The organism is Bacteroides sp. 2_2_4, assembly GCF_000157055.1.
Classification (GTDB): Bacteria; Bacteroidota; Bacteroidia; order Bacteroidales; family Bacteroidaceae; genus Bacteroides; species Bacteroides ovatus.
The window spans coordinates 252,311-271,823 of record NZ_EQ973356.1 but is presented as its reverse complement, the minus strand read 5'-3'; the positions used below and the strand labels follow the sequence as shown (position 1 = coordinate 271,823).

At 37.3% G+C, this 19,513-nt stretch carries 24 protein-coding genes and 1 pseudogene; 5 read left to right on the top strand and 20 right to left on the bottom strand.

Annotation, left to right across the window (positions count from 1 at the left end):
- Positions 1-8: 8 nt before the first annotated feature.
- The 20 genes and pseudogenes from BSCG_RS23035 to BSCG_RS23120 form a co-directional block, all read right to left on the bottom strand.
- Entirely contained in the window at positions 9-395 is a 387-nt protein-coding gene (locus BSCG_RS23035) for a LytTR family transcriptional regulator DNA-binding domain-containing protein (protein ID WP_004308611.1), read from the bottom strand.
- A gap of 165 nt (positions 396-560) precedes the next feature.
- On the bottom strand, positions 561-1,673 hold the full coding sequence (locus tag BSCG_RS23040) for an AraC family transcriptional regulator (RefSeq protein WP_004325522.1): 1,113 nt from the start codon (positions 1,671-1,673) through the stop codon (positions 561-563).
- 129 nt (positions 1,674-1,802) lie between these two features.
- The gene (locus BSCG_RS23045) at positions 1,803-2,156 is read right to left on the bottom strand and encodes a DUF1622 domain-containing protein (RefSeq protein WP_008774934.1); all 354 of its coding nucleotides are present in this window, start codon (positions 2,154-2,156) and stop codon (positions 1,803-1,805) included.
- A gap of 341 nt (positions 2,157-2,497) precedes the next feature.
- Positions 2,498-2,674 (bottom strand): annotated as a pseudogene (locus BSCG_RS28540) (GGGtGRT protein); the annotation flags it as partial.
- A gap of 166 nt (positions 2,675-2,840) precedes the next feature.
- Entirely contained in the window at positions 2,841-3,431 is a 591-nt protein-coding gene (locus BSCG_RS23050; protein WP_005832800.1) for a hypothetical protein, read from the bottom strand.
- A gap of 193 nt (positions 3,432-3,624) precedes the next feature.
- On the bottom strand, positions 3,625-4,080 hold the full coding sequence (locus BSCG_RS23055; RefSeq protein WP_005923901.1) for a lipocalin family protein: 456 nt from the start codon (positions 4,078-4,080) through the stop codon (positions 3,625-3,627).
- A gap of 51 nt (positions 4,081-4,131) precedes the next feature.
- Positions 4,132-4,770 carry a hypothetical protein gene (locus tag BSCG_RS23060; RefSeq protein ID WP_004310782.1) on the bottom strand — a complete coding sequence of 213 codons (639 nt, stop codon included), beginning with the start codon at positions 4,768-4,770 and terminating at the stop codon, positions 4,132-4,134.
- Between the two features lie 6 nt (positions 4,771-4,776).
- Positions 4,777-5,187, bottom strand: a complete 411-nt coding sequence (locus BSCG_RS23065) for a hypothetical protein (RefSeq protein ID WP_004310783.1) — start codon at positions 5,185-5,187, stop codon at positions 4,777-4,779.
- Position 5,188: 1 nt separating this feature from the next.
- Positions 5,189-5,437, bottom strand: a complete 249-nt coding sequence (locus tag BSCG_RS23070; protein ID WP_004310784.1) for a hypothetical protein — start codon at positions 5,435-5,437, stop codon at positions 5,189-5,191.
- Between the two features lie 871 nt (positions 5,438-6,308).
- Positions 6,309-6,896: a tyrosine-type recombinase/integrase gene (locus BSCG_RS23075; protein ID WP_004310785.1), complete on the bottom strand. Its 588-nt coding sequence runs from the start codon at positions 6,894-6,896 to the stop codon at positions 6,309-6,311.
- Positions 6,897-7,046: 150 nt separating this feature from the next.
- Positions 7,047-7,493, bottom strand: a complete 447-nt coding sequence (locus BSCG_RS23080; RefSeq protein WP_032849316.1) for a JAB domain-containing protein — start codon at positions 7,491-7,493, stop codon at positions 7,047-7,049.
- 85 nt (positions 7,494-7,578) lie between these two features.
- Positions 7,579-8,598, bottom strand: a complete 1,020-nt coding sequence (locus tag BSCG_RS23085; protein ID WP_004310787.1) for a DUF3871 family protein — start codon at positions 8,596-8,598, stop codon at positions 7,579-7,581.
- A gap of 468 nt (positions 8,599-9,066) precedes the next feature.
- Positions 9,067-9,723, bottom strand: a complete 657-nt coding sequence (locus tag BSCG_RS23090; protein ID WP_032849315.1) for a hypothetical protein — start codon at positions 9,721-9,723, stop codon at positions 9,067-9,069.
- Positions 9,683-9,868 carry a hypothetical protein gene (locus BSCG_RS30355; protein ID WP_004310789.1) on the bottom strand — a complete coding sequence of 62 codons (186 nt, stop codon included), beginning with the start codon at positions 9,866-9,868 and terminating at the stop codon, positions 9,683-9,685. Before BSCG_RS30355 ends, BSCG_RS23090 begins: the two co-directional genes overlap by 41 nt.
- Positions 9,869-9,889: 21 nt before the next feature.
- The gene (locus BSCG_RS29875; RefSeq protein ID WP_008144210.1) at positions 9,890-10,063 is read right to left on the bottom strand and encodes a hypothetical protein; all 174 of its coding nucleotides are present in this window, start codon (positions 10,061-10,063) and stop codon (positions 9,890-9,892) included.
- Between the two features lie 205 nt (positions 10,064-10,268).
- A complete protein-coding gene (locus BSCG_RS23100) occupies positions 10,269-11,336 on the bottom strand; it encodes a hypothetical protein (RefSeq protein ID WP_004310790.1) in 1,068 nt (355 codons plus the stop codon).
- A gap of 283 nt (positions 11,337-11,619) precedes the next feature.
- Positions 11,620-12,462, bottom strand: coding sequence for a hypothetical protein (locus BSCG_RS23105; RefSeq protein ID WP_004310791.1), 843 nt, complete (start codon positions 12,460-12,462; stop codon positions 11,620-11,622).
- Positions 12,463-12,542: 80 nt separating this feature from the next.
- Positions 12,543-13,760, bottom strand: a complete 1,218-nt coding sequence (locus BSCG_RS23110) for a site-specific integrase (RefSeq protein ID WP_004310792.1) — start codon at positions 13,758-13,760, stop codon at positions 12,543-12,545.
- A gap of 344 nt (positions 13,761-14,104) precedes the next feature.
- Entirely contained in the window at positions 14,105-15,115 is a 1,011-nt protein-coding gene (locus BSCG_RS23115; protein ID WP_004310793.1) for a GGGtGRT protein, read from the bottom strand.
- A gap of 19 nt (positions 15,116-15,134) precedes the next feature.
- Complete coding sequence (locus tag BSCG_RS23120) at positions 15,135-15,836, bottom strand: iron-sulfur cluster assembly scaffold protein (protein ID WP_004296942.1); 702 nt, start codon at positions 15,834-15,836, stop codon at positions 15,135-15,137.
- A 238-nt stretch (positions 15,837-16,074) separates the two neighbouring features.
- Here BSCG_RS23120 and BSCG_RS23125 point away from each other — a divergent pair, with 238 nt between their 5' ends.
- The 5 genes from BSCG_RS23125 (at position 16,075) to smpB (ending at position 19,457) form a co-directional block, all read left to right on the top strand.
- A complete protein-coding gene (locus tag BSCG_RS23125) occupies positions 16,075-16,479 on the top strand; it encodes an HsmA family protein (RefSeq protein WP_004310794.1) in 405 nt (134 codons plus the stop codon).
- 596 nt (positions 16,480-17,075) lie between these two features.
- Positions 17,076-17,576, top strand: a complete 501-nt coding sequence (locus tag BSCG_RS23130; RefSeq protein ID WP_004310795.1) for a DMP19 family protein — start codon at positions 17,076-17,078, stop codon at positions 17,574-17,576.
- Between the two features lie 82 nt (positions 17,577-17,658).
- Entirely contained in the window at positions 17,659-18,417 is a 759-nt protein-coding gene (locus BSCG_RS23135; protein WP_004310796.1) for a hypothetical protein, read from the top strand.
- Between the two features lie 32 nt (positions 18,418-18,449).
- Positions 18,450-18,995, top strand: a complete 546-nt coding sequence (locus tag BSCG_RS23140) for a Yip1 family protein (RefSeq protein ID WP_004305955.1) — start codon at positions 18,450-18,452, stop codon at positions 18,993-18,995.
- Between the two features lie 9 nt (positions 18,996-19,004).
- The gene (smpB, locus tag BSCG_RS23145) at positions 19,005-19,457 is read left to right on the top strand and encodes an SsrA-binding protein (RefSeq protein ID WP_004310798.1); all 453 of its coding nucleotides are present in this window, start codon (positions 19,005-19,007) and stop codon (positions 19,455-19,457) included.
- Positions 19,458-19,513 lie beyond the last annotated feature (56 nt).

Genomic DNA, 19,513 nt, shown 5'->3' with positions numbered 1-19,513 from the left:
ATATACAATCAGATACATGGATATTTTTCTTTTAGCTTTTTCATAAAAGACTTGCTTACTTGTAAAAGTTCCTTCTCATTAAATGGAGGAAGCAATATGCAATTGTTGTCTTCAATCGAAACCAGATAGCTTATATTGATAATGTGTGACTGGCTAATCTGGATAAGATAGGGATGCAGACTCAATATCTTTTGTGAGTTTGTATTTCTTTTGAGTGCCAGGGTATGATTATTATTTAATACAGCTTCCCATAGTTTACTCTTGGAGTTATACCGGAAATAGCCAATCTGTTCTAAATGGATTAGTTGCAAGTTTCCAGTAATGGTAGTATATAAAAAGATCTTTTCTTCTTGATGTTTTTCTGTGTCGGTGTGATTACAATTGTCAATATTCATATTCTATTTATCTTAGTATTCGATTAATCTGTTGATGATGCCAACGTCGTAGTTTTATTTTGCATCAAAAGTAACGGATTGCTTTTAGCTATAAAAATAAAAAGTGTCTCATTCCTGAAATGAGACACTTTTTACTATTAAGAATTGTGCTTTTAAAAAAAGAAATTATTGTTCTACTCTTTGATTCTCAATGAATTTACTGGGTGATACACCATACTTTTCTGAAAAGTTACGATAGAAAGTTGCCCGGGAGGTGAAACCGCATGCAAACATAAGTTCTTTTACATTACTCTTTGGATTTTCGGCGGCTAACTGTCTGAAATATTCCAATCGAAGATAATTAATGTATTCCCGGAAACCTGTAAAGCCCTGACTTTTGATTGCTGCTGAAATATCATGTTCCTGTTTATTCAGGGACTTGGCTAAAAGTTCTATATTATACCGTTGATCGGTATAGGGATGCTGTTCCTGAAGATAGGCTTCAATCGTTGAGAAGAGCGGGAGAGTAGGAGATGGCTTTCCAGCTTGTAGCATTATAGTGCTTTCCGTATTCTTTGCATTATGAATCATGTTTATATGGTTCGAAAACGGATTCTCATAACGTAAATATTGTATGGAGAATAAGACCGTAAAAACGATTGCCATAATGCCGAACAGATTGAAAACAAATTCATTGATATTTAGAGTGAACAAAATGTATATCCCTAAAAATACGAATAGAAAACCGATGAATAGATACATGTTATTATTTATCCTGCGGTAGGTCTTGTTATTCATCATCGGATAAATAAGAAGAACGAGTGGGGTAAAAACGGATAACAGGAATATGCAAGCCCTAAGCTTGACATCTATTTGATGGATATTCGGAATAATTTCATCTATGGAGTGGATGGGGGTGATATTCCCATTGAAACCTAAATAACTGATTCCTACCGTTATCGTAATGATAGGTAATAACAGAAAAGTAAATATCCTGAAATGGTTCAGATAGCCCGGCGATAAAGAAGCGATAGGGAACAGGGCTACAATATTTGCTAAAGCATACCATTTGAGCATTTTCTCTATGTTGAGCAATTCTGTGAAGTTGTATTCCGGAGTGTCTGTGACAATTGTCAACCATCCGATATTTTCCCATGAAAACATAATGCCGATGCCGGTTGCTATAATTCCCCAATATAATTTCGGATAATTGTCTTTAGCACGTATAATAAGGATGATTCCTATAATTAACGCAATCAGATCAAGTGTAAGCTCAATAGATAGATGTGTAATTCCCATTTTTTTTGACGTGTTTCTATTCCTTGCCAGTCAGTGTGTAAATGTTTCCCGTACAAAGGTAGGCAAAATAGAAATATCAGGCAATAAAAAAGATATGGCTTTGGAGAAACTTAGTTGTGCGGCGATATGCTATATTTCTTTCGCTGAATCATTTTTGGCCAATTCTTTGATCTCTTTATTCAAAAATACAGAAAGCACAGTTCTTACTACAACCACTCCACCCAGGATTGCCAATTCGTCCAACGTTGGATCAACCACAGTTTTTAGTATGTCGGAAGCAATTAGAAATTCCAATCCAAGCAAAAGGTAAGTGCCAAAATCCGCCCTCAACTGCCGTATATTGTTAACCGTATATGTTCCGTTGAATCGTTTTATTTCATTGCGTAAAAAGGCGATGAAGCAGACTAATACTCCGTAAGTGACAATTAGTAGACTAATAACACTGATAATAGTGGCAAGTGTATTTAAGAATGTGAGTAGCATTGTTGTATAATATTTTAGTATCTGTTATGTAAACAGGTGAAGTCATACAAAAGTTCTCGAATTAGCTACATTATTTGCTCTTTCAGGTTTATATTTGTATATTCAAGTTAAAAGCTACCTATTTGTCCAGTTTAAATAGTGTCTGGAGGGTATTCAAAGTGGGTTGAAAGTGGATGTAAATCAAACACTGATTGGTATAAAGGAGAAAGAAAAGATGATATGGTTTATATGAAGTAATACATTTCTGAATAAATTTATCCATATCAAATTATTACAAATAAAAAGAACTCCTGTAATCTTAACGATTACAGGAGTTCTTTATCTATATAAAGTAACCTGAATTACTTACCTAAAGCCTGAGCAACATCAACCGCACAAGCTACTGTACATCCTACCATCGGGTTGTTACCAATTCCTAGGAATCCCATCATTTCTACGTGAGCAGGAACTGATGAAGAACCAGCGAACTGTGCATCAGAGTGCATACGACCCATCGTATCCGTCATACCGTAAGAAGCAGCGACACAGCATCCCTGTAAGTATTTGCAAGCTGTTATTAATCAATGCTATAATAGCAATGGGTAAACTCCTTGTTAGTAAATAAAAGAACGAATTATCAAAAAGGGCTGCATCATGGGCAAATGCCTATGCGTTACCCTTTAGATGAGAGTACTCCAAATGGAGTTAAGACCGTAATCTAATTTGCGTGTCAATGAAGTATAAATCTCCGTCTATGCCATAAAGTACATTATTGGGAACTGCATCAAACACTTCATAATCCGAATTATGGTATTCGTCGTAATAGTCCATTTCAAAGCCTAATGCTTGCATATAAGCAGCTATCTCGTCTTCCGTAGCTTCTCGTTCAGCTAATATATAAGGTTGTACGAGAACTGCGCAAAATTCTTGCTGACTGTTATAAGCGAAGCCTATCATTTGATAAGGCACATTGCCAAAGAACTTGTTATGTGCAGCAATGCGGATGAAGAAGTTCTCTAAATCATCCCCTGCGTACTCAAAGTTATTTAATTTTACAACAGACACATTACCATCATGGAACACTTCATTCTCACCACCTCTATCCATATAAGTAATATTGAGGTGTGATAAGTCAATCCATAGACCATTGTCATTGGCAAACTTTATCAGTTCTTCTGTTTGTCTTCTCTTATAGCCCTCTGTTGATTCAGTTTCTCCTGCTGCTTCCTTACTTCTTCTGGCGATGCAGGTCGCTTGCTCCAAGAGGCTATTGATTGACGAGTGCGTTCTATCCATTCTTTGTGAAATTCGTTGATGTATTCCATAATTTGTTTGATTATGAGTTTAAGACAAAGGTAATCATTCCTCTTTTAATAGCAATGCTTTGGTTGTTATATTCTTGCGAATGGGGTGTTGTGGAACATTCTATAAAAGAGAAGCAGCATAAGAGTTCCCTCAAATGCTGCCCTGCCTTAAATTAGTTTGGCAATTAGTTAATCTTCTTGTAGGTGGTCGTAGTAATATCGTCTAACTCTAAACCACCGTCATCCGTATTATCCCAATCCTCAAAGGCGAGAACCAATTTATTAGCTGTAAGCTCATTGATAGTAAGGACATCCGAATAACCGTCATCGTAAGAGATAGTCAGCTTATTGCCTTTCAAAGACCAGCGACTTGTTTCTGTATATCCACCGTCCGCATAGCCTTCTGTGCAAGTACCGTCAGCTTTGAACTCCCATAAGCCATTGGTGTAGGCTTCATCAGAGGTGACAACTTCCTTGCCATTCTCCACTTTGTGAACCTTCTCCCAAGTGGACTGCCATTTACCTATAAGGTTGGCTTGGTCAATGATTGTCTGTTCTTCTTCATCATCGCTACAAGCTGTAAAGTTTACAGCCAACATGACCATTAACAAGGTCATTCCAATTAATCTTAAAGTTTTCATTATTAAATTGTTCTTTAGTTAGTAATATGTAAACTTTTCTCTCAATCGCTCTCATTTGTACTTATATTGACATAAATGTAAGTTCACGTAGTTGCCATCATGATATTCTTTACATTCTACCCAATTATTATGATTGTCGTATTGATATTCAAACTCTTTCTTTATTCTCTTGCCATTCCACCAAGAGTCATATAAGATTATATGTCCTAAATGATTATATTTAACGATAGCTTGTTTCTTTACACCGTTATCATCCCAATCAGATACTATTGTTCTGCCTGCTAACTGTCCTTCCTTTTCTGTGTCTTTAATATAACGAGTTATATTCTCAATAGTAGAACCTTCATGAGTTGGAGCTGGCTGTGGATTCATATATCCTTTAAGCATATATTCTTTAATATGTACTTTGCTGCCTTCAAATGTTCTTGTGTAAAGTCTTGATTGAAATCCATTTAGATAGCTTATTGTGTCACAACTCGCAATCTTTCCATTAGTAAAAAGCAACTTATGTTCAAGGTGTAATCTTTGAGTTTCCTGCATATTGTTATGAGGTGAGTACCATTTACTAATATCTTTTCTCTCAATAGTAAATGTTTGTGCTATTAATCCTTGAATAAGTTCTTTATTATGCAAACTGCCATATAGTCTGCTGATATGTATTGAGTAAATGTCTATAACTGAATGCCACATGATGATTTATTCTAATGAGAAACCTCCTAATTGCGTATAACTTTTTAAACAATATTGCATTCCCTTTCTTGAAGTTTTACCTGTTACGATAAGAGTATCAAATCCTAAAGTCATCAGTTGTCTTATGAAAGGTTTGTTTGATAATATGTATTGAGATATATCTCTAAATTCAGAATCCTTTATATTATTATCGTTCTCTATGGAGATTTTAAATCCACTTCTTAAAAAGAATGCACTCATTTCATGCGCATAGTTTGTATCTCCAACTGTTATAGAGACTTTGCAGAATCTATCTAACGCACCAGAACAATAGCTGTCTTTGAAAGTTTGATTCATCGTATTTATCAACTTCATTCGCTCCAATGAAGTACCTACTAAAGAATTGAGTAAGTTTTTAAAGAAATCGACAATATTCATATTACACTAATTTATCATTTACTAAATCCTTAATCTTTAAGAGTTCTCTGTAATTGAATCTGTTGTTATTAATCATTGCTGTTAGTTCCTCTGCTACATCTTTATTGTTGGGGTGTTTGTCTGGGTGAGCTTGTTTGATAAGCTCTTTGTATAGCGGTTTTGCTTTAGCCATGCTCTCAACAATATTGTATGCTTCATCACTTGTTGAATGATTCTTAGAACAGAATAGTCTGGCAAATATATTATTCATAGTATGCCTTTCAATTATTAAGAGAACAGCCATGCTGCTATTCCAATTACTACCAGAACTATAAGGATAACAAAGAATTCTGATAATTTGGGGTCTTCCCCATTATATTGCATTTTAGTCATAATTAGGATATTTGCGCTCATCTGTTCCCAAAGATGAGCATAAATAAAAAAGATGTGGGAACACTATTTGCTTTATCTTACTGACGGGCTTCTCGCATTGCCTTTGGAGTAGATAAAACAATAGCGACCCACACCAAAGGGCATATAGAAACCTCGCAACTATGAGGTAGGTATATATCCAAGTGTGGGTGCTACTGCTATCATCTTCACTCCATTTCAAATTTTGCGAGAATTTGTCAGTAGAAGATAATTTCAATAACACCTTTCGTTAACTATGTCCTTCCAACTCCCTAACGCATTAGTTCATTGGAATTGATGCAAAGATAATGAAAGGTTCTAAATTAATAGGCATGAAGTGTGGATTAATAGTAAATTCTATGCCCTCAAACATAGTCTGAATAAGATATTTAAGCAGAATTGCATCTGAACTCTCTAAATCCATGTGGGTATCAAATTCACTTCTCCCCATATAAGGACTAAATTCTGAATATTCTTACCTACCTTGAATTATTATCTTTAGGTCAGCATATTGTTGGATATTCAAGAAGTGCTACCTGTAACATGATTAATAAGAGTTGAGATAGTTATAAACTCTGTAAACTAATGGAATTGCATTACTTCTATAAGGCTGAAATGCCAAACTGTCAAGATTGGGCTTTAGATGTATCTAAGCTCAATATTTCATTGATTTGGGACAGAACCATTCAGACCACTATAAAGATGTATCTTAATAATCCTGTCCCAATCAATTAGAAGCTCAAACAGTCATAAGTCTGTAAGATTTCTTCCTGCCTTAATCCCAAGTATCTTTTAGTAATGGCAACAGAACTATGGTTGAACAGTTCCATCAGCTTTACTAAAGCAAGTTCAGCATTATCACTGTTCATGTTATAGACCTGTCTACCAAAAGTCTTTCTAAGAGAATGGCAGCTAAAGTTCTTAATCTTTAGCCTGTACTTCTTCTTCACCTCTTTAAGAATGATATTGATTCTCTGAATTGTGAAGATAGTGCCTTTCTGACTGATAAGGATTGGCGCATTGATTCCAACTGGATTTATATGCTCGTAGCACTCTTTAATATGATGTTGTAATTGTGGGTTTAGTCTGATAGTCCTTACCTTGCCTGTCTTTTGTTCAATTACTGTAAACTCGTCAGTATCTAATATCTGCTTCCATCTTAGAGATAGAATATCAGATATTCTTAATCCTGTGAAGCATCCTAAAGCTATAAGGAGTGAGATTTTATAATTCTCGTCTTTGGCTAACTTCCTTATGAGGTTCATTGCATCAGACCAAACAAGATAGTCTGCCGTTGTGCTTGAATATTTAAGTGACATAATGTTCTGTTTTATAATGAAATGAATAGAAGTGAATATTAATTCTGAGTTGGATTTACTAACTCACTGATTACTAAAGGAACATTCACTAATTATCAAAGTGAATATGATAAGGACACCCAACTTAAAAATTGAGTGCCATTTACCTTATTATAATTCTCCCTCGTCAGAGAAGCTGTAATATCCTGCATCTGTTAATATGAGGTGGTCTAAAACTGTAATCCTCATAAGTTGGGCTGCATTCTTGACCTGCTTAGTAATCTCCATATCCTGCCTGCTTGGTTTCAGATTACCGCTTGGATGATTATGTGCAAGGATAATGGCTACTGAATTGGTGAGCAATGCAGCTTGTAGAATTACTCTTATATCAGCACAAGTTTCAGTAATTCCACCCTCTGATATAAGAGTGTAACCTAAAACTTGCTTGGCTTGGTTAAGAAACAGTACTTTGAAGTATTCTTTGTAACAGATTGTACCCTCCTTATAGGTAGGAAGCAAGTATTTATAAGCATCCTCTGAACAAGTTACTTGATGCAGACTTTTAAATTTTGGTTTGTAGGACAGTTCCACTTCACCCACAGTATAATCTATATCCATAATGTACAATGTTTAATAAGTTGGTAGAAATAAAGAAAGGACACCAACTTAATGATGTCCCTTCCTCTCTCAATCAACAATCCACTCAGCCCAAGAACCAAGCGTATTCACTATCTCCTAATTTGGCACGTTGAATGCCTTGTACAAACTCTGTACAGTTAAGATTCCTCTCCAAGAAGTTATCAATGTAACTTGACTTTACAGAACCATTGAGCAGGTTTAAGAGCTGCCAGCCTGTAATGCTGTCCCCAGTACTCTTGAAATTCACATCAGAAACGAATGCTCTACAAGCTGCATTAATTTGACTGTCTCCCAACAATAGACGAGGTAAGCGTTTCTGTTGGTTGGGTGTAAGAGCTTGATATAATCTCATCCTGCCTATTATCTGGCAGAACTCACTCGTTGAGATTGACATCTGCCCAAGTGTCCTTAACAGATGCAGGTCTTTGGATGGGTTGTAAGCATGGAACAGATTCAATGCTGCTGCATATAGTTCCTGTACGCTTAGGACTTCTATCTTATCCTGCAAGCCGTCAGTAGTAAGCATTAAATTTGAGCACACACGATTACGAAAGCCTATGAAGATTTTAAATCTCTCAACAGACTTCTTACTGTATAGGTTAATCTCGTTATATGCTCTCACTCCACCAATGGATAACGCTAAACGATTACCGTATTCATCATGTACAATGGATGGAATTTCAAAACAGAAACACATTCTCTGATAGAACAAAGTTTTCTCTTCGTCTGTCAATTCAGATGCTTTCTTACCTAATGCACTTGGTATTCTGCCATTGATAGGGTGTGAGATTCTAATCTCTGGCATATCAAACTGTTCTCCATGAAAGTAATCCTTAGCTGCATCTACTACTGCACCTATAAAGGATTGGTGGCTTATGGTTTCCTCCATTGATGCAAAACTTGGAATGATGCAGTCTTGCTGTAAGTGCTGTAAGGTTACTTCCTGCGTGTTGGCTTCAATGAAATGGTTTACTCTCTTGGGTGCTGCTACTTCTTCCACAATGATTGCTTCTTCTGCAAACTCACCCATGTTTAATGATTCTCTACGCTGTGCCATAGCTGGCATAATTACTAAATCTCTCATAATGAAATTGAATTAAATGGTTATTGATTGAATGGATTTAATAGGAACAAACCTAAAACACAAGTGAATTTCTTCGCTTGTATCTTAGGCTGTCCTATGTCTTTCCCTAAAGATTCTTTCAAAGGAAATGAGGAGCATTAGTAAATTATTGGTTAGCTATGGCAATAGTGCATCGTGCCTGCTCTTGGATTAATAAGAATGCTTATTCCTGCCAACTATCAGACTGCATTTCTAAAGCATTCTTTTTATTTAAGAGCTATGAGGGGGTGTTTATGTGGGTAGGGGTGTCTTGTGCATTACTCTGATGGTTTAAAATTGTCATTACGAAGTAGCATTCATAAGGGCTGCTTACCCTTATCGTAGAAATTCAACTTTAGATGCTTCTAAAGTCAGAATAAGACAGAGTGGGGATTATTCGTACTATCTCTTAATATATTAATAAACAGTACGAAAAATCCTACTTGCCTGTTATTTGGACTTGAAAGCTATCTTAACCACGTTTTTTGAGTTGGTTGGATTCCACTCCTTGCGCTGTTTGGCTATGTTGTTGTCTAATAATAGTTCATTGGGAGTAAGCTCTATCCCTTTGGGTATATATCTTAACAAACCTGCACTATATAATTCCAGATTGTAACTCTCTACATTCTTCTTACCCATTCCCAATTTGTCAGCCAACTTATTAGGAGTAAGCAGTATCTTGTTGTTCTCTGCTATTAATAGGAGCTTGATATAATATCCTTTCACTTTAATATTCAAATCCACTGTCATAAAGAGGTAGGACAGTGTTATGAAGTTGGGATGTTCAATGGGTGGAATGCAGTAAATGCTCCTCATTACAAATTCTATAAGAGGATGGTTGATAGCTTCCCTATATCTCTTTCTAATCAGCACTGCCTCTATATCCTTATTGAAGTTCTTTAATGCGTCCTCTTTCTCTCCAGTTCGTTTGGTTAAGTCTTTGATTCTCCATCTGACCTTATAATAGTCGTTTCTATATAAGGACAGACAGAAGAACCTGTACAAATTGGGTGGATTGAGTTTATCTACAATAGACTTGTTAATGGTAGCATAATCCTGCCTAATGTTACTTGTCCTGTTTTGCAGGTATCTTTGAGGTATCTTCATATTCATTAGTAGCTGATTGAATAGTATTGGTAAACATTAAATCTTTCTTCTCTCGTTCCATCCTGTAATAGTAGGCAGTTCCAAAGTATATCTTGGCTTCCTTTCTGTTGTGAAACTTCTTTCCTGTTGGCAGATGAATTATCATATCAGTTTAAATATCAGTGAATTAATAAGCCAACTTCTGCAATGAGATATAATAGGTAGCAACCTTTCCATTCTTCTTTCTCCTTGTCTTTAGATAGTTATTAAGATTAGCCCACAATCCAATGTGAACCTTGTTATCTTTCACTCCCTGTTTAAGAGCCTTAACTCTTATCTGCTCATAAGTAAATTCTTCCATTTTAGATATTCTGAATAGTTTGTAAGTCCGTCAATCTATGTGGTGGGATTATCTGCTTGTAGTACTGTAAAGATAGTAACTCCATAAGTGAGAAACTAATGATAAGACCACACATTTAGTAATCAGACTTTAGACTATTCAGAATTTCTAAGAACTTGGGGAGAACAAGCCCACCTGTCACATGGGCTTTGCTCCGTAGTATGTATTATGCTTCTAAAGCATTTTGTAGCATTGCTTGAAAATCATCATCTTCCTTTATTTTCTTTAGTTTGTCATCATTAAGTTCTAATTGTTTTAGCTTATCCAAAGCCTTGAATGCTTGTTCTTCGCCATGTACTTTAGCATAACTGTTAAATCCTTTAATGAAGTAACGTTTAGTGAGAAATGTGACGCTGATTTTGGCAGCTTTGCATAGAGTTATAAAATCGTTACCTCTCTTGATGTCAACTATGGCATCTTTTGGTAGATTGTATTCTTCTCTTCTTAAAACCTTGTTCAATATCTTCTCTGGAATGTTCTTCTTGGTATAAATCAGACCTGCTGTCGTAGGATTGAATCCCTGTTGGATTAGTTCAGCCATATTCTCAAAGAGTTCATCTTTGGATGTCAAGGCAGCAACCCCTATCTTGGCTTTCATATCCCAATTACCAACTCTGTTGATTTCTTCCAAATAAGTTCCTATATCCTTAATATCCTTAACAAAGACATTGGGGATAGTCATATTACCTTTGACAGAGTTTAGTTTGGCAAATGCTGTGCTTCTGTGTTGACCGTCCAAGATTACAAAGTAGCCTTCTGCCTCTTCTTCTGTCAGAACTCTACCGTTTACATCTGTTACGACATATCCTGCCTTTATTAGTTTTGAAGCTTCTATCACGATGATGGGATAGGCTTCTTCATATTTGCCATTGTCAATAATAGCAATGAACGTATCTACTTTCTTTGAATCAATGCTTCTGTTATGTTTTACAAAGGCAATCTTCTTAGAGACCTTCTCCTCAGTTTTAGTTAATTGGAATGTAATAGGTTCGTCTTTAAGTGTGAGGGCTTTACTATTCTTCTCTTCAATAGCCTGCTTTAATTGTTTCACAATTAACTCTTGGGCGTGTAGAACGGTTTCTCCCAACTGTCTGTTAACTATGTTCTTCAAATCTCTTTCAGCTTTAATCAACTGTTGTTGTAAGCTGAGAGTGCGCACTGCCTTTCCTGCTTTAGCATTAGCTACTGATTTGCTGGTTGCAGTCTTTCCTGCTGTCTTAGTCATTGTTTTCATTGTCATCTTGTTTTTAATTATCAAATTAAGTTCTTTGTAACCGTCCAACCTATGCGCACTTGGCTTTCTGATTACGCTGCAAAACTACTTGCTTCTGGGCTGATTAAAAGAGAGAAATTAATGGGTGGTTTTACTTCCCCTCTTAATTGTCAGCTCGTCCGCTATCGTTTTGACGCTGCAAAGATGGGATATAATGGCAGGATTAAAAGAGAGAAAAAAAGTCCTGCTCTTATGTACCCTCTTAATGGTACGGAGCAGGACTGTATTAATTATCAGAAGTTTATTAGAAGTATATGCTGTTCGCAGTATCAATTCTCTTGTCTTTATATTGCTTGATGTAACCTTTTAGGACATCTTCATCATCTGAGAATTTACTATGTTTAGATAGCTTAGTGAAGTAGATAAGCCTTGATATGAGCAATGTCTTACTAAGTGATATGGTGCTTCCTTTCTTCTGTCTGACATTAAACAGCTTATTATATGGCTCTAAATTGAAGAAGTCATTGAACATCTTATAGAACAGCCATATCTGAACGGATTCCTTTTCTTCTGCATGGGTGCTTATGCTGACTTGTTGGTTCTGCATCCAAGGATGTTCCTCTATCTCTTTTAGGTTGTTGGCAATGATAGTAGCCAAGTAACCTATTGCATTGGCATTGTCAATTACTATCTGATGCTTGCCTTCAATCTTTACAGAGACGGTAATAGGCTTTTTAAAACTTACTCCAAATTGGTTAATCTCCTTATGGTTGTCAGCTATGGCTTTGGCGAATTTGATGAGTTGTTCTATTCCAATGCCTGTAGCTTTCATTCCGTCCAAGCACGTTCCACAAGTATAGTCAAAGATGAACAGAAGTAGAAACCAGAACTTATCTATATCAACTCCCAAACCTTTCAATGTATTCTGTATGTCCTCATTGGCTATATAATCTTCGTATGTGAAATTACCATATAGTTCATTCTGATTGTATCTTCTTATGAATAGGGGTAAGGCGGTAGTGCCGCAGACGTATCTTTCTCCTGTGGCTGGGTCTATATCTACGTCTGGAACATATTTAACGGCTATGGCTTCCATGTATTCCAAACGAGTATCAATGCTTATGTAATCTTCCTTTAGCTTCTCCATAATTATTAGTTTAAGGCAAAATTAAAAAATAATCCCCACCTGCATTGCTACAAGTGAGGAATTTGTGGATAGGATATGCTTTAGTAATCAGAAGCTCCTGTAAACGTATCCATGAGTTTATCCATCTGCTCACCTATGCACTTGTCTATCAGCTTTGCATAGTGGGCAGTCATTCGTGTATTGGTATGTCCTAACATCTTAGAAACAACTTCCAGCGATATGTTATTGGCTAAAGTAATTGTACTTGCAAAGGTGTGCCTACTTGTGTGGAAGCAAATTCGTTTATTAATTCCACAAAGTATAGCTATATCCTTTAGATATTTGTTGATGTCCGCAGGGTCTTGAATAGGGAGTAATTTCTCTCCACCTTTGTACTTATCCAATATCAGTTTGGCGATGGGGAGTAGGGGAATGCGTGATAGAACCCCTGTCTTAACCCTACGTTTCTTAATCCATATTCTGCCAGTGTTATCTTTCTCAAAGTGTTCTGGTGTCAAGGTCTTAATGTCAATGTAGCTAAGCCCTGTGAAGCACCCAAAGAGAAACATATCTTTAGCTCGTTCCAATCTTGGTAGGGGAGTATCAAAGTTGATAATCTTCCTCAATTCTTCTTCATCCAAGAAATCCACTTCTACGGGTTCGCGTTCTACTTTATAAGCATTTACAGGATTGTAGGATATATAAGAGTTGGCGACAGCTAAATTTAGCAACTTCTTTAAGAACTTTAAATGTTTGGTGCAGGAGTTTTGTCCCATCTTCTTCTCTCCTAAAAGGAAAGCATGGAATCCTTGAATGAAGCCCAAGTTTATCTCTCTTAAATATAAGTCCTTACGCTCATATTTCTTCTGAATAAACTCTTTGAATAATCTGCCTGTATATTCAAACACCCAATAAGTGGCAGGGGCAACAGTTTTACCTACCATTGCTTTGCGCTCTGTATTATGTTCGTTCAGAACATCCAATAAAGTCTTCTCGTTCAGAGCTTCCACCTTATCTGTGATAGCTTCTTTTAATAGTTCAGCAGTGATAAGATACCCCTTTTGGAGTAGCTCAATTTCTTTTTGATATATCTTATTCCGTAGTTGAATCAGATAACCGTTGATTAGCTGCGCTTCTTCACTCTTGCCTTTTACAGCTTGCTTCTCTTTGTTCCAGTCAGCAGCAGGTACGTGTTTACCTGTACTAAAGTAGATTCTCTTTCCGTTAGTGGTGATTGAAACCTCAATAGGTGATAGACCTTTTTTGTTTTGCTTACTTTCTCTTAATGAAAAGTAAACCATTGTACAATGTTTCTCCATTTTAAATTAAATGTTATATGGAGTGTATCGCATTGTATTATAGTTGATTATGCCAATTCTTGCAGCCGTTTTTTAAGAATGGCAAATTCGGCTGCAAATCGGCTGCAAAAGTAACCTGTTTATGGCTTGATTTGAGGGGTAATTGGCTACTCTTTACATGAGTTGTTTGGACTTAAATAAAGCAGGATTTATCTTGTTATCTCCTTACTGATTCACCATTCATTCACTCCAAATAATGAGTGATGCAAGGTGCTTCAATCTGTTATCTAAGTCAAGTTACCACAAATAAAAAACTCCTGCAACCATAAGGATTACAGGAGTTTATCTGTATTAAGTAACTTAAATTACTTGCTCAAAGCAGTAGCCACGTCTACAGCACAAGCCACTGTACATCCTACCATCGGGTTGTTACCGATACCGAGGAATCCCATCATTTCCACGTGAGCAGGAACTGATGAAGAACCAGCAAACTGAGCGTCTGAGTGCATACGACCCATTGTGTCAGTCATACCATAAGAAGCAGGACCGGCAGCCATGTTATCCGGGTGAAGAGTACGACCTGTACCACCACCAGAAGCAACAGAGAAATAAGGTTTGCCAGCAAGAACACGTTCTTTCTTGTAAGTACCAGCAACTGGGTGTTGGAAACGAGTCGGGTTAGTAGAGTTACCTGTGATAGATACGTCTACACCTTCTTTCCACATGATAGCTACACCTTCGCGAACGTCGTCAGCACCATAACATTTTACTTTTGCACGAGGGCCGTCAGAGTAAGCGATTTCGCGAACAACTTTCAGTTCACCTGTGAAATAATCGAATTGAGTCTGAACATAAGTAAAGCCGTTGATACGAGAGATGATCTGAGCAGCGTCTTTTCCAAGACCGTTCAGGATGCAACGCAACGGTTCTTTACGTACTTTGTCTGCTTTTGCAGCGATTTTGATAGCACCTTCAGCAGCAGCGAAAGATTCGTGACCTGCCAGGAAAGCGAAACATTTAGTTTCTTCGCGCAGCAACATAGCAGCCAGGTTACCATGACCGATACCAACCTTACGGTCGTCAGCTACAGAACCCGGGATACAGAATGCTTGCAAACCGATACCGATAGCCTCAGCAGCTTCAGCAGCGTTTGTGCAGTTCTTCTTAAGAGCGATAGCAGTACCTACTACATAAGCCCATTTTGCATTTTCAAAGCAGATAGGCTGAGTTTCTTCACACGTTTTATAAGGATCAAGTCCGGCAGCTTCGCAGATAGCGTTAGCTTCTTCGATGTCTTTGATGCCGTTAGCGTTCAAGGCTTCAATGATACCTTTGATACGACGGTCTTGGCTTTCGAATTTTACTTCTCTAATCATAGTTTCTTTCCTCCTTATATTATTCGTGACGTGGATCAATAGATTTAACTGCTCCCTGTTCTGCTGTTACGCGTCCGTAAGTGCCTGTAACTTTCTTCAAAGCTTCGTTAGCATCAGTACCTTTCTTGATTTCGTCCATGAACTTACCCATGTGTACGAATTCGTATCCGCAGATTTCGTCGTTCTTGTCCAAGAAGATTTGTTTGATATAACCTTCTGCCATTTCAAGGTAACGAGGACCTTTAGCCAAAGTACCATAAAGAGTACCTACTTGGCTACGCAGACCTTTACCCAAGTCTTCCAAACCTGCACCGATAATCAAACCACCTTCAGAGAAAGCTGATTGAGTACGTCCGTATACGATTTGCAAGAAAAGTTCGCGCATTGCAGTGTTGATAGCGTCGCAAACAAGGTCAGTGTTTAATGCTTCAAGAACTGTTTTACCCGGAAGAATTTCAGAAGCCATAGCAGCTGAGTGAGTCATACCAGAGCAACCGATTGTTTCGATCAAGGCTTCCTGGATGATACCTTCTTTAACGTTCAGTGTCAGTTTACAAGCACCTTGTTGAGGAGCGCACCAACCGATACCGTGTGTCAAACCAGAAATATCAACGATTTCTTTAGATTTTACCCATTTGCCTTCTTCGGGTATGGGAGCCGGTCCGTGGTTAGGACCCTTCTTTACAACACACATGTGTTCCACTTCGTGTGAATAAGTCATAATTAGCTCTTTTTTTAAGTGATATAATTAAAAATACGTAGTCACGATTCTCTAAATCGCCCACAAAGGTAGTCGATTTATTTGTTTCTGCAAATCGCCTTTTATTACTTTTTTGTGAAAAGAGACAAATCTGTTTACGTTTTTTCGTCGTTTGTAAAGTCGGGATTGCATTTGTGAAAGATTGAAACCGTGAGAACTATCTATCCTGTGCTTTGTTGTTATTAGAAAAAGAAAATTTATGGAACTGAATCAGATAGATATACATTATTTAATAGCGGCAATTTGTGTTATTTCATCTGCGCTTGTGTTTTATACGATAGGTGTTTGGGGAGAACGTATTCAAAGGAAATTAAAGTTTTGGCATATCATTTTCTTTCTTCTCGGGTTGCTGGCCGACACGGTGGGTACAAGCCTGATGGAGCATATTGCCGAACTGACTCATCTGCATGACGAAATGCATACGGTGACAGGAGTGATTGCTATTCTTCTGATGTTTGTACATGCGTTATGGGCGATATGGACCTATGTGAAGGGAACGCCTGTAGAAAAGAGACATTTTAATCGTTTCAGCATTGTAGTTTGGTGCATTTGGCTTATACCTTATTTAATAGAAGTTTATTTGGGGATGCGATTACATGTATAGGATTAGGCAGCAGATAAATAGGGGGAGAGGGATTATTCCGCTAAAAGCTTACGTTATTTAGTTCAAAAGGATACAAAAATGAGGGTGTTCGGAGAGGGGTGTACAAAGCGCTGAAACACCCACCAGTAAAGGGGGAAAAGCCAATGAAAACCAGTAGAGTAGAGAAGAGTAAAGAAGAGTAAGTAAAAGTATTATTTCTGTTATAAACAACAGCAATAATACTGGGCAGAGAAGATGGCTTTGGCTGCTGCCGTTGTCGGTTCGGATCACTTCGTCGGTGCCGTTTCTGTTCCCGTGTCCCTCATGAACTGTTCGTCCGGCAGATGACCGACTTTTGTCTGGTAGGTTGTTGATGCTCGCCCGGTAGGTAACGGACATTCACACGGTAGATAACCTACGTTTGTACGTTAGGTAAATTCTATATTATTTCACGGGCTACCGTTTCAATACTTGTTTGCTAAAGTATCATTTGCTTCAAAACCGTACCGGAAGGAATGAAACGGATTGATAATTGTTTTTAGTAAGATTGTAGGCGTATCATTATTAGATATGGGATTAAAGTTGTAACTTTGTTGCTTCAAATATTAAATGAAGGTATGATCGAAGTTTTAGAGTCTGCTTTACAGAAGGCTGCGGGTGAAGGAATGGATGAATTTATCCAAGCGTTTACAGATAAATATAAAGAGATTATCGGTGGCGAACTAACTGCCGAAACAATGCCTCTGCTGACAGGAGAACAACATTCTTTGCTGGCATATCAGATTTTTCGTGATGAGGTGATGGTAGGGGGATTCTGCCAATTGATTCAGAATGGCTATGGTGGCTATATCTTTGATAATCCGTTTGCGAAAGTGATGCGTTTGTGGGGAGCGGAAGAATTCTCTAAATTAGTTTATAAGGCTAAGAAAATCTTTGATTCCAACCGGAAAGATTTGGAAAAGGAACGGACGGATGATGAATTTATGGCTATGTACGAGCAATATGAAGCTTTTGATGAGTTGGAAGAAGCTTATTTAGAGATGGAAGAACAAGTCACAGCATTGATTGCAAGCTACGTAGATGATCATTTGGAACTTTTTGCAAAAATAATAAAGTAACGGATGCAGTATTTTTTAAGTACTTGCATTTATTAATTATGAATTAGAATTTATATCTTTGCAAAATCTAAAAAATATGTTTATGAAACAAGTGAAATTTTTCTTGGTGGCTTTGATGGCTGTGGTTATGGGGATGTCGGTTACTTCATGTATGAATGGAGACGATAACCACAATGTTACGATGACTGTTCCTGTTAAGTATAATTATTCATCATTTTTGATGGGTGATGGAACTACTAAGTTGGTTCCAACTACAGAATTAGGTTTATTGGATGGGATTATGTACATAATTTCATGTCAATATGACCAATCACAGGTATCAGCGAATAGTAATAGTATACCAGTAACGCTGTTATCTACTCCACTTTGTATTGATCCTAAAGGTGATGAAAGTTTGTCTACAACAAAGACTAAACCTACTAATCCTCTTTATACATTGGATAAGCAACAGTCAAGTCTGGTTTATTATGATAAAAATACGATTGTTTTAACAATGCCATATTGGGTGAAGGTTACAAACTCTAGTGTTGAAGAATCAGAATTAAAGAAACATTCATTTTGTCTTTCCTATAATCCTGATGAAATAGAAAGCAATGCTACTAAGTTGAATTTATATATTAGTCACCGTGTTGAGGATGGAGAGGAAAGTGTAACTCGTTCCAACTTCACATATGCTTATAGAGCTTATTCAATTAGTTTAGCTCTTTATCAGTTTAAAGAGAAAACTGGTAAATTGCCACAATATTTGGTATTAAAAGCTGAAACCAATAGCTCAAAAGATGAATTGAAAGACGAGAATGGAGAAACTTCAGTTGAATATCAATACGCGTTTACAGAATAACATTGAACTACAAAGAACTATTTAACATAGCAATGAAATTGATTTCCTCTCCGGCCAAGGCCTGGGAGGAAATTTCTATGGAAGAGGATAGGCGAAAAGTATATATAGCTTTTGTCTATCCTATGATTGGTTTATGCGGTCTGTCCGTATTCATTGGTTCGTTATTGACGAATGGATGGGGAGGTCCGCAAAGTTTCCAGATAGCTATGACCAATTGTTGTGCCGTAGCTGTAGCCCTGTTCGGTGGCTATTTTCTGGCAGCTTATGCCATTAATGAAATGGGAACAAGAATGTTTGGTATGCATAGTAATATGCCGTTGACACAACAGTTTGCAGGATATGCATTGGTTGTGCCTTTCCTGCTTCAGATAGTAACCGGACTGTTACCTGATTTTAGAATTATTGCTTGGTTGCTGCAGTTCTACATCGTCTATGTGGTATGGGAGGGAGTTCCTGTACTGATGGGAGTAGAAGAAAAACAACGATTAAAATACACCCTTTTGTCGTCTGTATTGTTAATACTATGTCCGGCGGTGATACAGATCGTGTTTAATAGACTGACGGCTATACTTAATTAATGAGTAAAGATGAAACAACCTCCTGTAAATATAAAGAATAAACGGGCTACGTTTGATTACGAGCTGATAGATACCTACACAGCAGGTATCGTATTGACCGGTACGGAAATAAAATCCATTCGTTTGGGAAAAGCCAGTCTGGTAGATACGTTTTGCTATTTTACGAAAGGCGAATTGTGGGTGAAGAATATGCACATCGCCGAATATTTCTATGGATCGTACAATAATCATACGGCACGTAGAGAGAGGAAGTTGTTGCTTAGTAAAAAAGAATTGGAAAAACTTCAGCGGGAGATGAAAAATCCCGGCTTTACGATTGTCCCTGTACGCTTGTTTATCAATGAGAAAGGTTTGGCGAAACTGGTAGTCGCTTTGGCGAAAGGTAAGAAGGAATATGATAAACGAGAATCTATAAAGGAGAAAGACGACCGTAGAGATATGGCAAGAATGTTCAAGCGGTAAGTAAAAAACGCTATAAGATAAAACGCCGGACTACGAGAGGTCTGGCAGATGTTGGC

Coding starts and splice junctions, on each gene's coding strand:
- BSCG_RS23035 (WP_004308611.1), bottom strand. CDS start 395: ATGAATATTGACAATTGTAATCACACCGACACAGAAAAACATCAAGAA.
- BSCG_RS23040 (WP_004325522.1), bottom strand. CDS start 1,673: ATGGGAATTACACATCTATCTATTGAGCTTACACTTGATCTGATTGCG.
- BSCG_RS23045 (WP_008774934.1), bottom strand. CDS start 2,156: ATGCTACTCACATTCTTAAATACACTTGCCACTATTATCAGTGTTATT.
- BSCG_RS23050 (WP_005832800.1), bottom strand. CDS start 3,431: ATGGATAGAACGCACTCGTCAATCAATAGCCTCTTGGAGCAAGCGACC.
- BSCG_RS23055 (WP_005923901.1), bottom strand. CDS start 4,080: ATGAAAACTTTAAGATTAATTGGAATGACCTTGTTAATGGTCATGTTG.
- BSCG_RS23060 (WP_004310782.1), bottom strand. CDS start 4,770: ATGTGGCATTCAGTTATAGACATTTACTCAATACATATCAGCAGACTA.
- BSCG_RS23065 (WP_004310783.1), bottom strand. CDS start 5,187: ATGAATATTGTCGATTTCTTTAAAAACTTACTCAATTCTTTAGTAGGT.
- BSCG_RS23070 (WP_004310784.1), bottom strand. CDS start 5,437: ATGAATAATATATTTGCCAGACTATTCTGTTCTAAGAATCATTCAACA.
- BSCG_RS23075 (WP_004310785.1), bottom strand. CDS start 6,896: ATGTCACTTAAATATTCAAGCACAACGGCAGACTATCTTGTTTGGTCT.
- BSCG_RS23080 (WP_032849316.1), bottom strand. CDS start 7,493: ATGGATATAGATTATACTGTGGGTGAAGTGGAACTGTCCTACAAACCA.
- BSCG_RS23085 (WP_004310787.1), bottom strand. CDS start 8,598: ATGAGAGATTTAGTAATTATGCCAGCTATGGCACAGCGTAGAGAATCA.
- BSCG_RS23090 (WP_032849315.1), bottom strand. CDS start 9,723: ATGAAGATACCTCAAAGATACCTGCAAAACAGGACAAGTAACATTAGG.
- BSCG_RS30355 (WP_004310789.1), bottom strand. CDS start 9,868: ATGATAATTCATCTGCCAACAGGAAAGAAGTTTCACAACAGAAAGGAA.
- BSCG_RS29875 (WP_008144210.1), bottom strand. CDS start 10,063: ATGGAAGAATTTACTTATGAGCAGATAAGAGTTAAGGCTCTTAAACAG.
- BSCG_RS23100 (WP_004310790.1), bottom strand. CDS start 11,336: ATGAAAACAATGACTAAGACAGCAGGAAAGACTGCAACCAGCAAATCA.
- BSCG_RS23105 (WP_004310791.1), bottom strand. CDS start 12,462: ATGGAGAAGCTAAAGGAAGATTACATAAGCATTGATACTCGTTTGGAA.
- BSCG_RS23110 (WP_004310792.1), bottom strand. CDS start 13,760: ATGGAGAAACATTGTACAATGGTTTACTTTTCATTAAGAGAAAGTAAG.
- BSCG_RS23115 (WP_004310793.1), bottom strand. CDS start 15,115: ATGATTAGAGAAGTAAAATTCGAAAGCCAAGACCGTCGTATCAAAGGT.
- BSCG_RS23120 (WP_004296942.1), bottom strand. CDS start 15,836: ATGACTTATTCACACGAAGTGGAACACATGTGTGTTGTAAAGAAGGGT.
- BSCG_RS23125 (WP_004310794.1), top strand. CDS start 16,075: ATGGAACTGAATCAGATAGATATACATTATTTAATAGCGGCAATTTGT.
- BSCG_RS23130 (WP_004310795.1), top strand. CDS start 17,076: ATGATCGAAGTTTTAGAGTCTGCTTTACAGAAGGCTGCGGGTGAAGGA.
- BSCG_RS23135 (WP_004310796.1), top strand. CDS start 17,659: ATGAAACAAGTGAAATTTTTCTTGGTGGCTTTGATGGCTGTGGTTATG.
- BSCG_RS23140 (WP_004305955.1), top strand. CDS start 18,450: ATGAAATTGATTTCCTCTCCGGCCAAGGCCTGGGAGGAAATTTCTATG.
- smpB (WP_004310798.1), top strand. CDS start 19,005: ATGAAACAACCTCCTGTAAATATAAAGAATAAACGGGCTACGTTTGAT.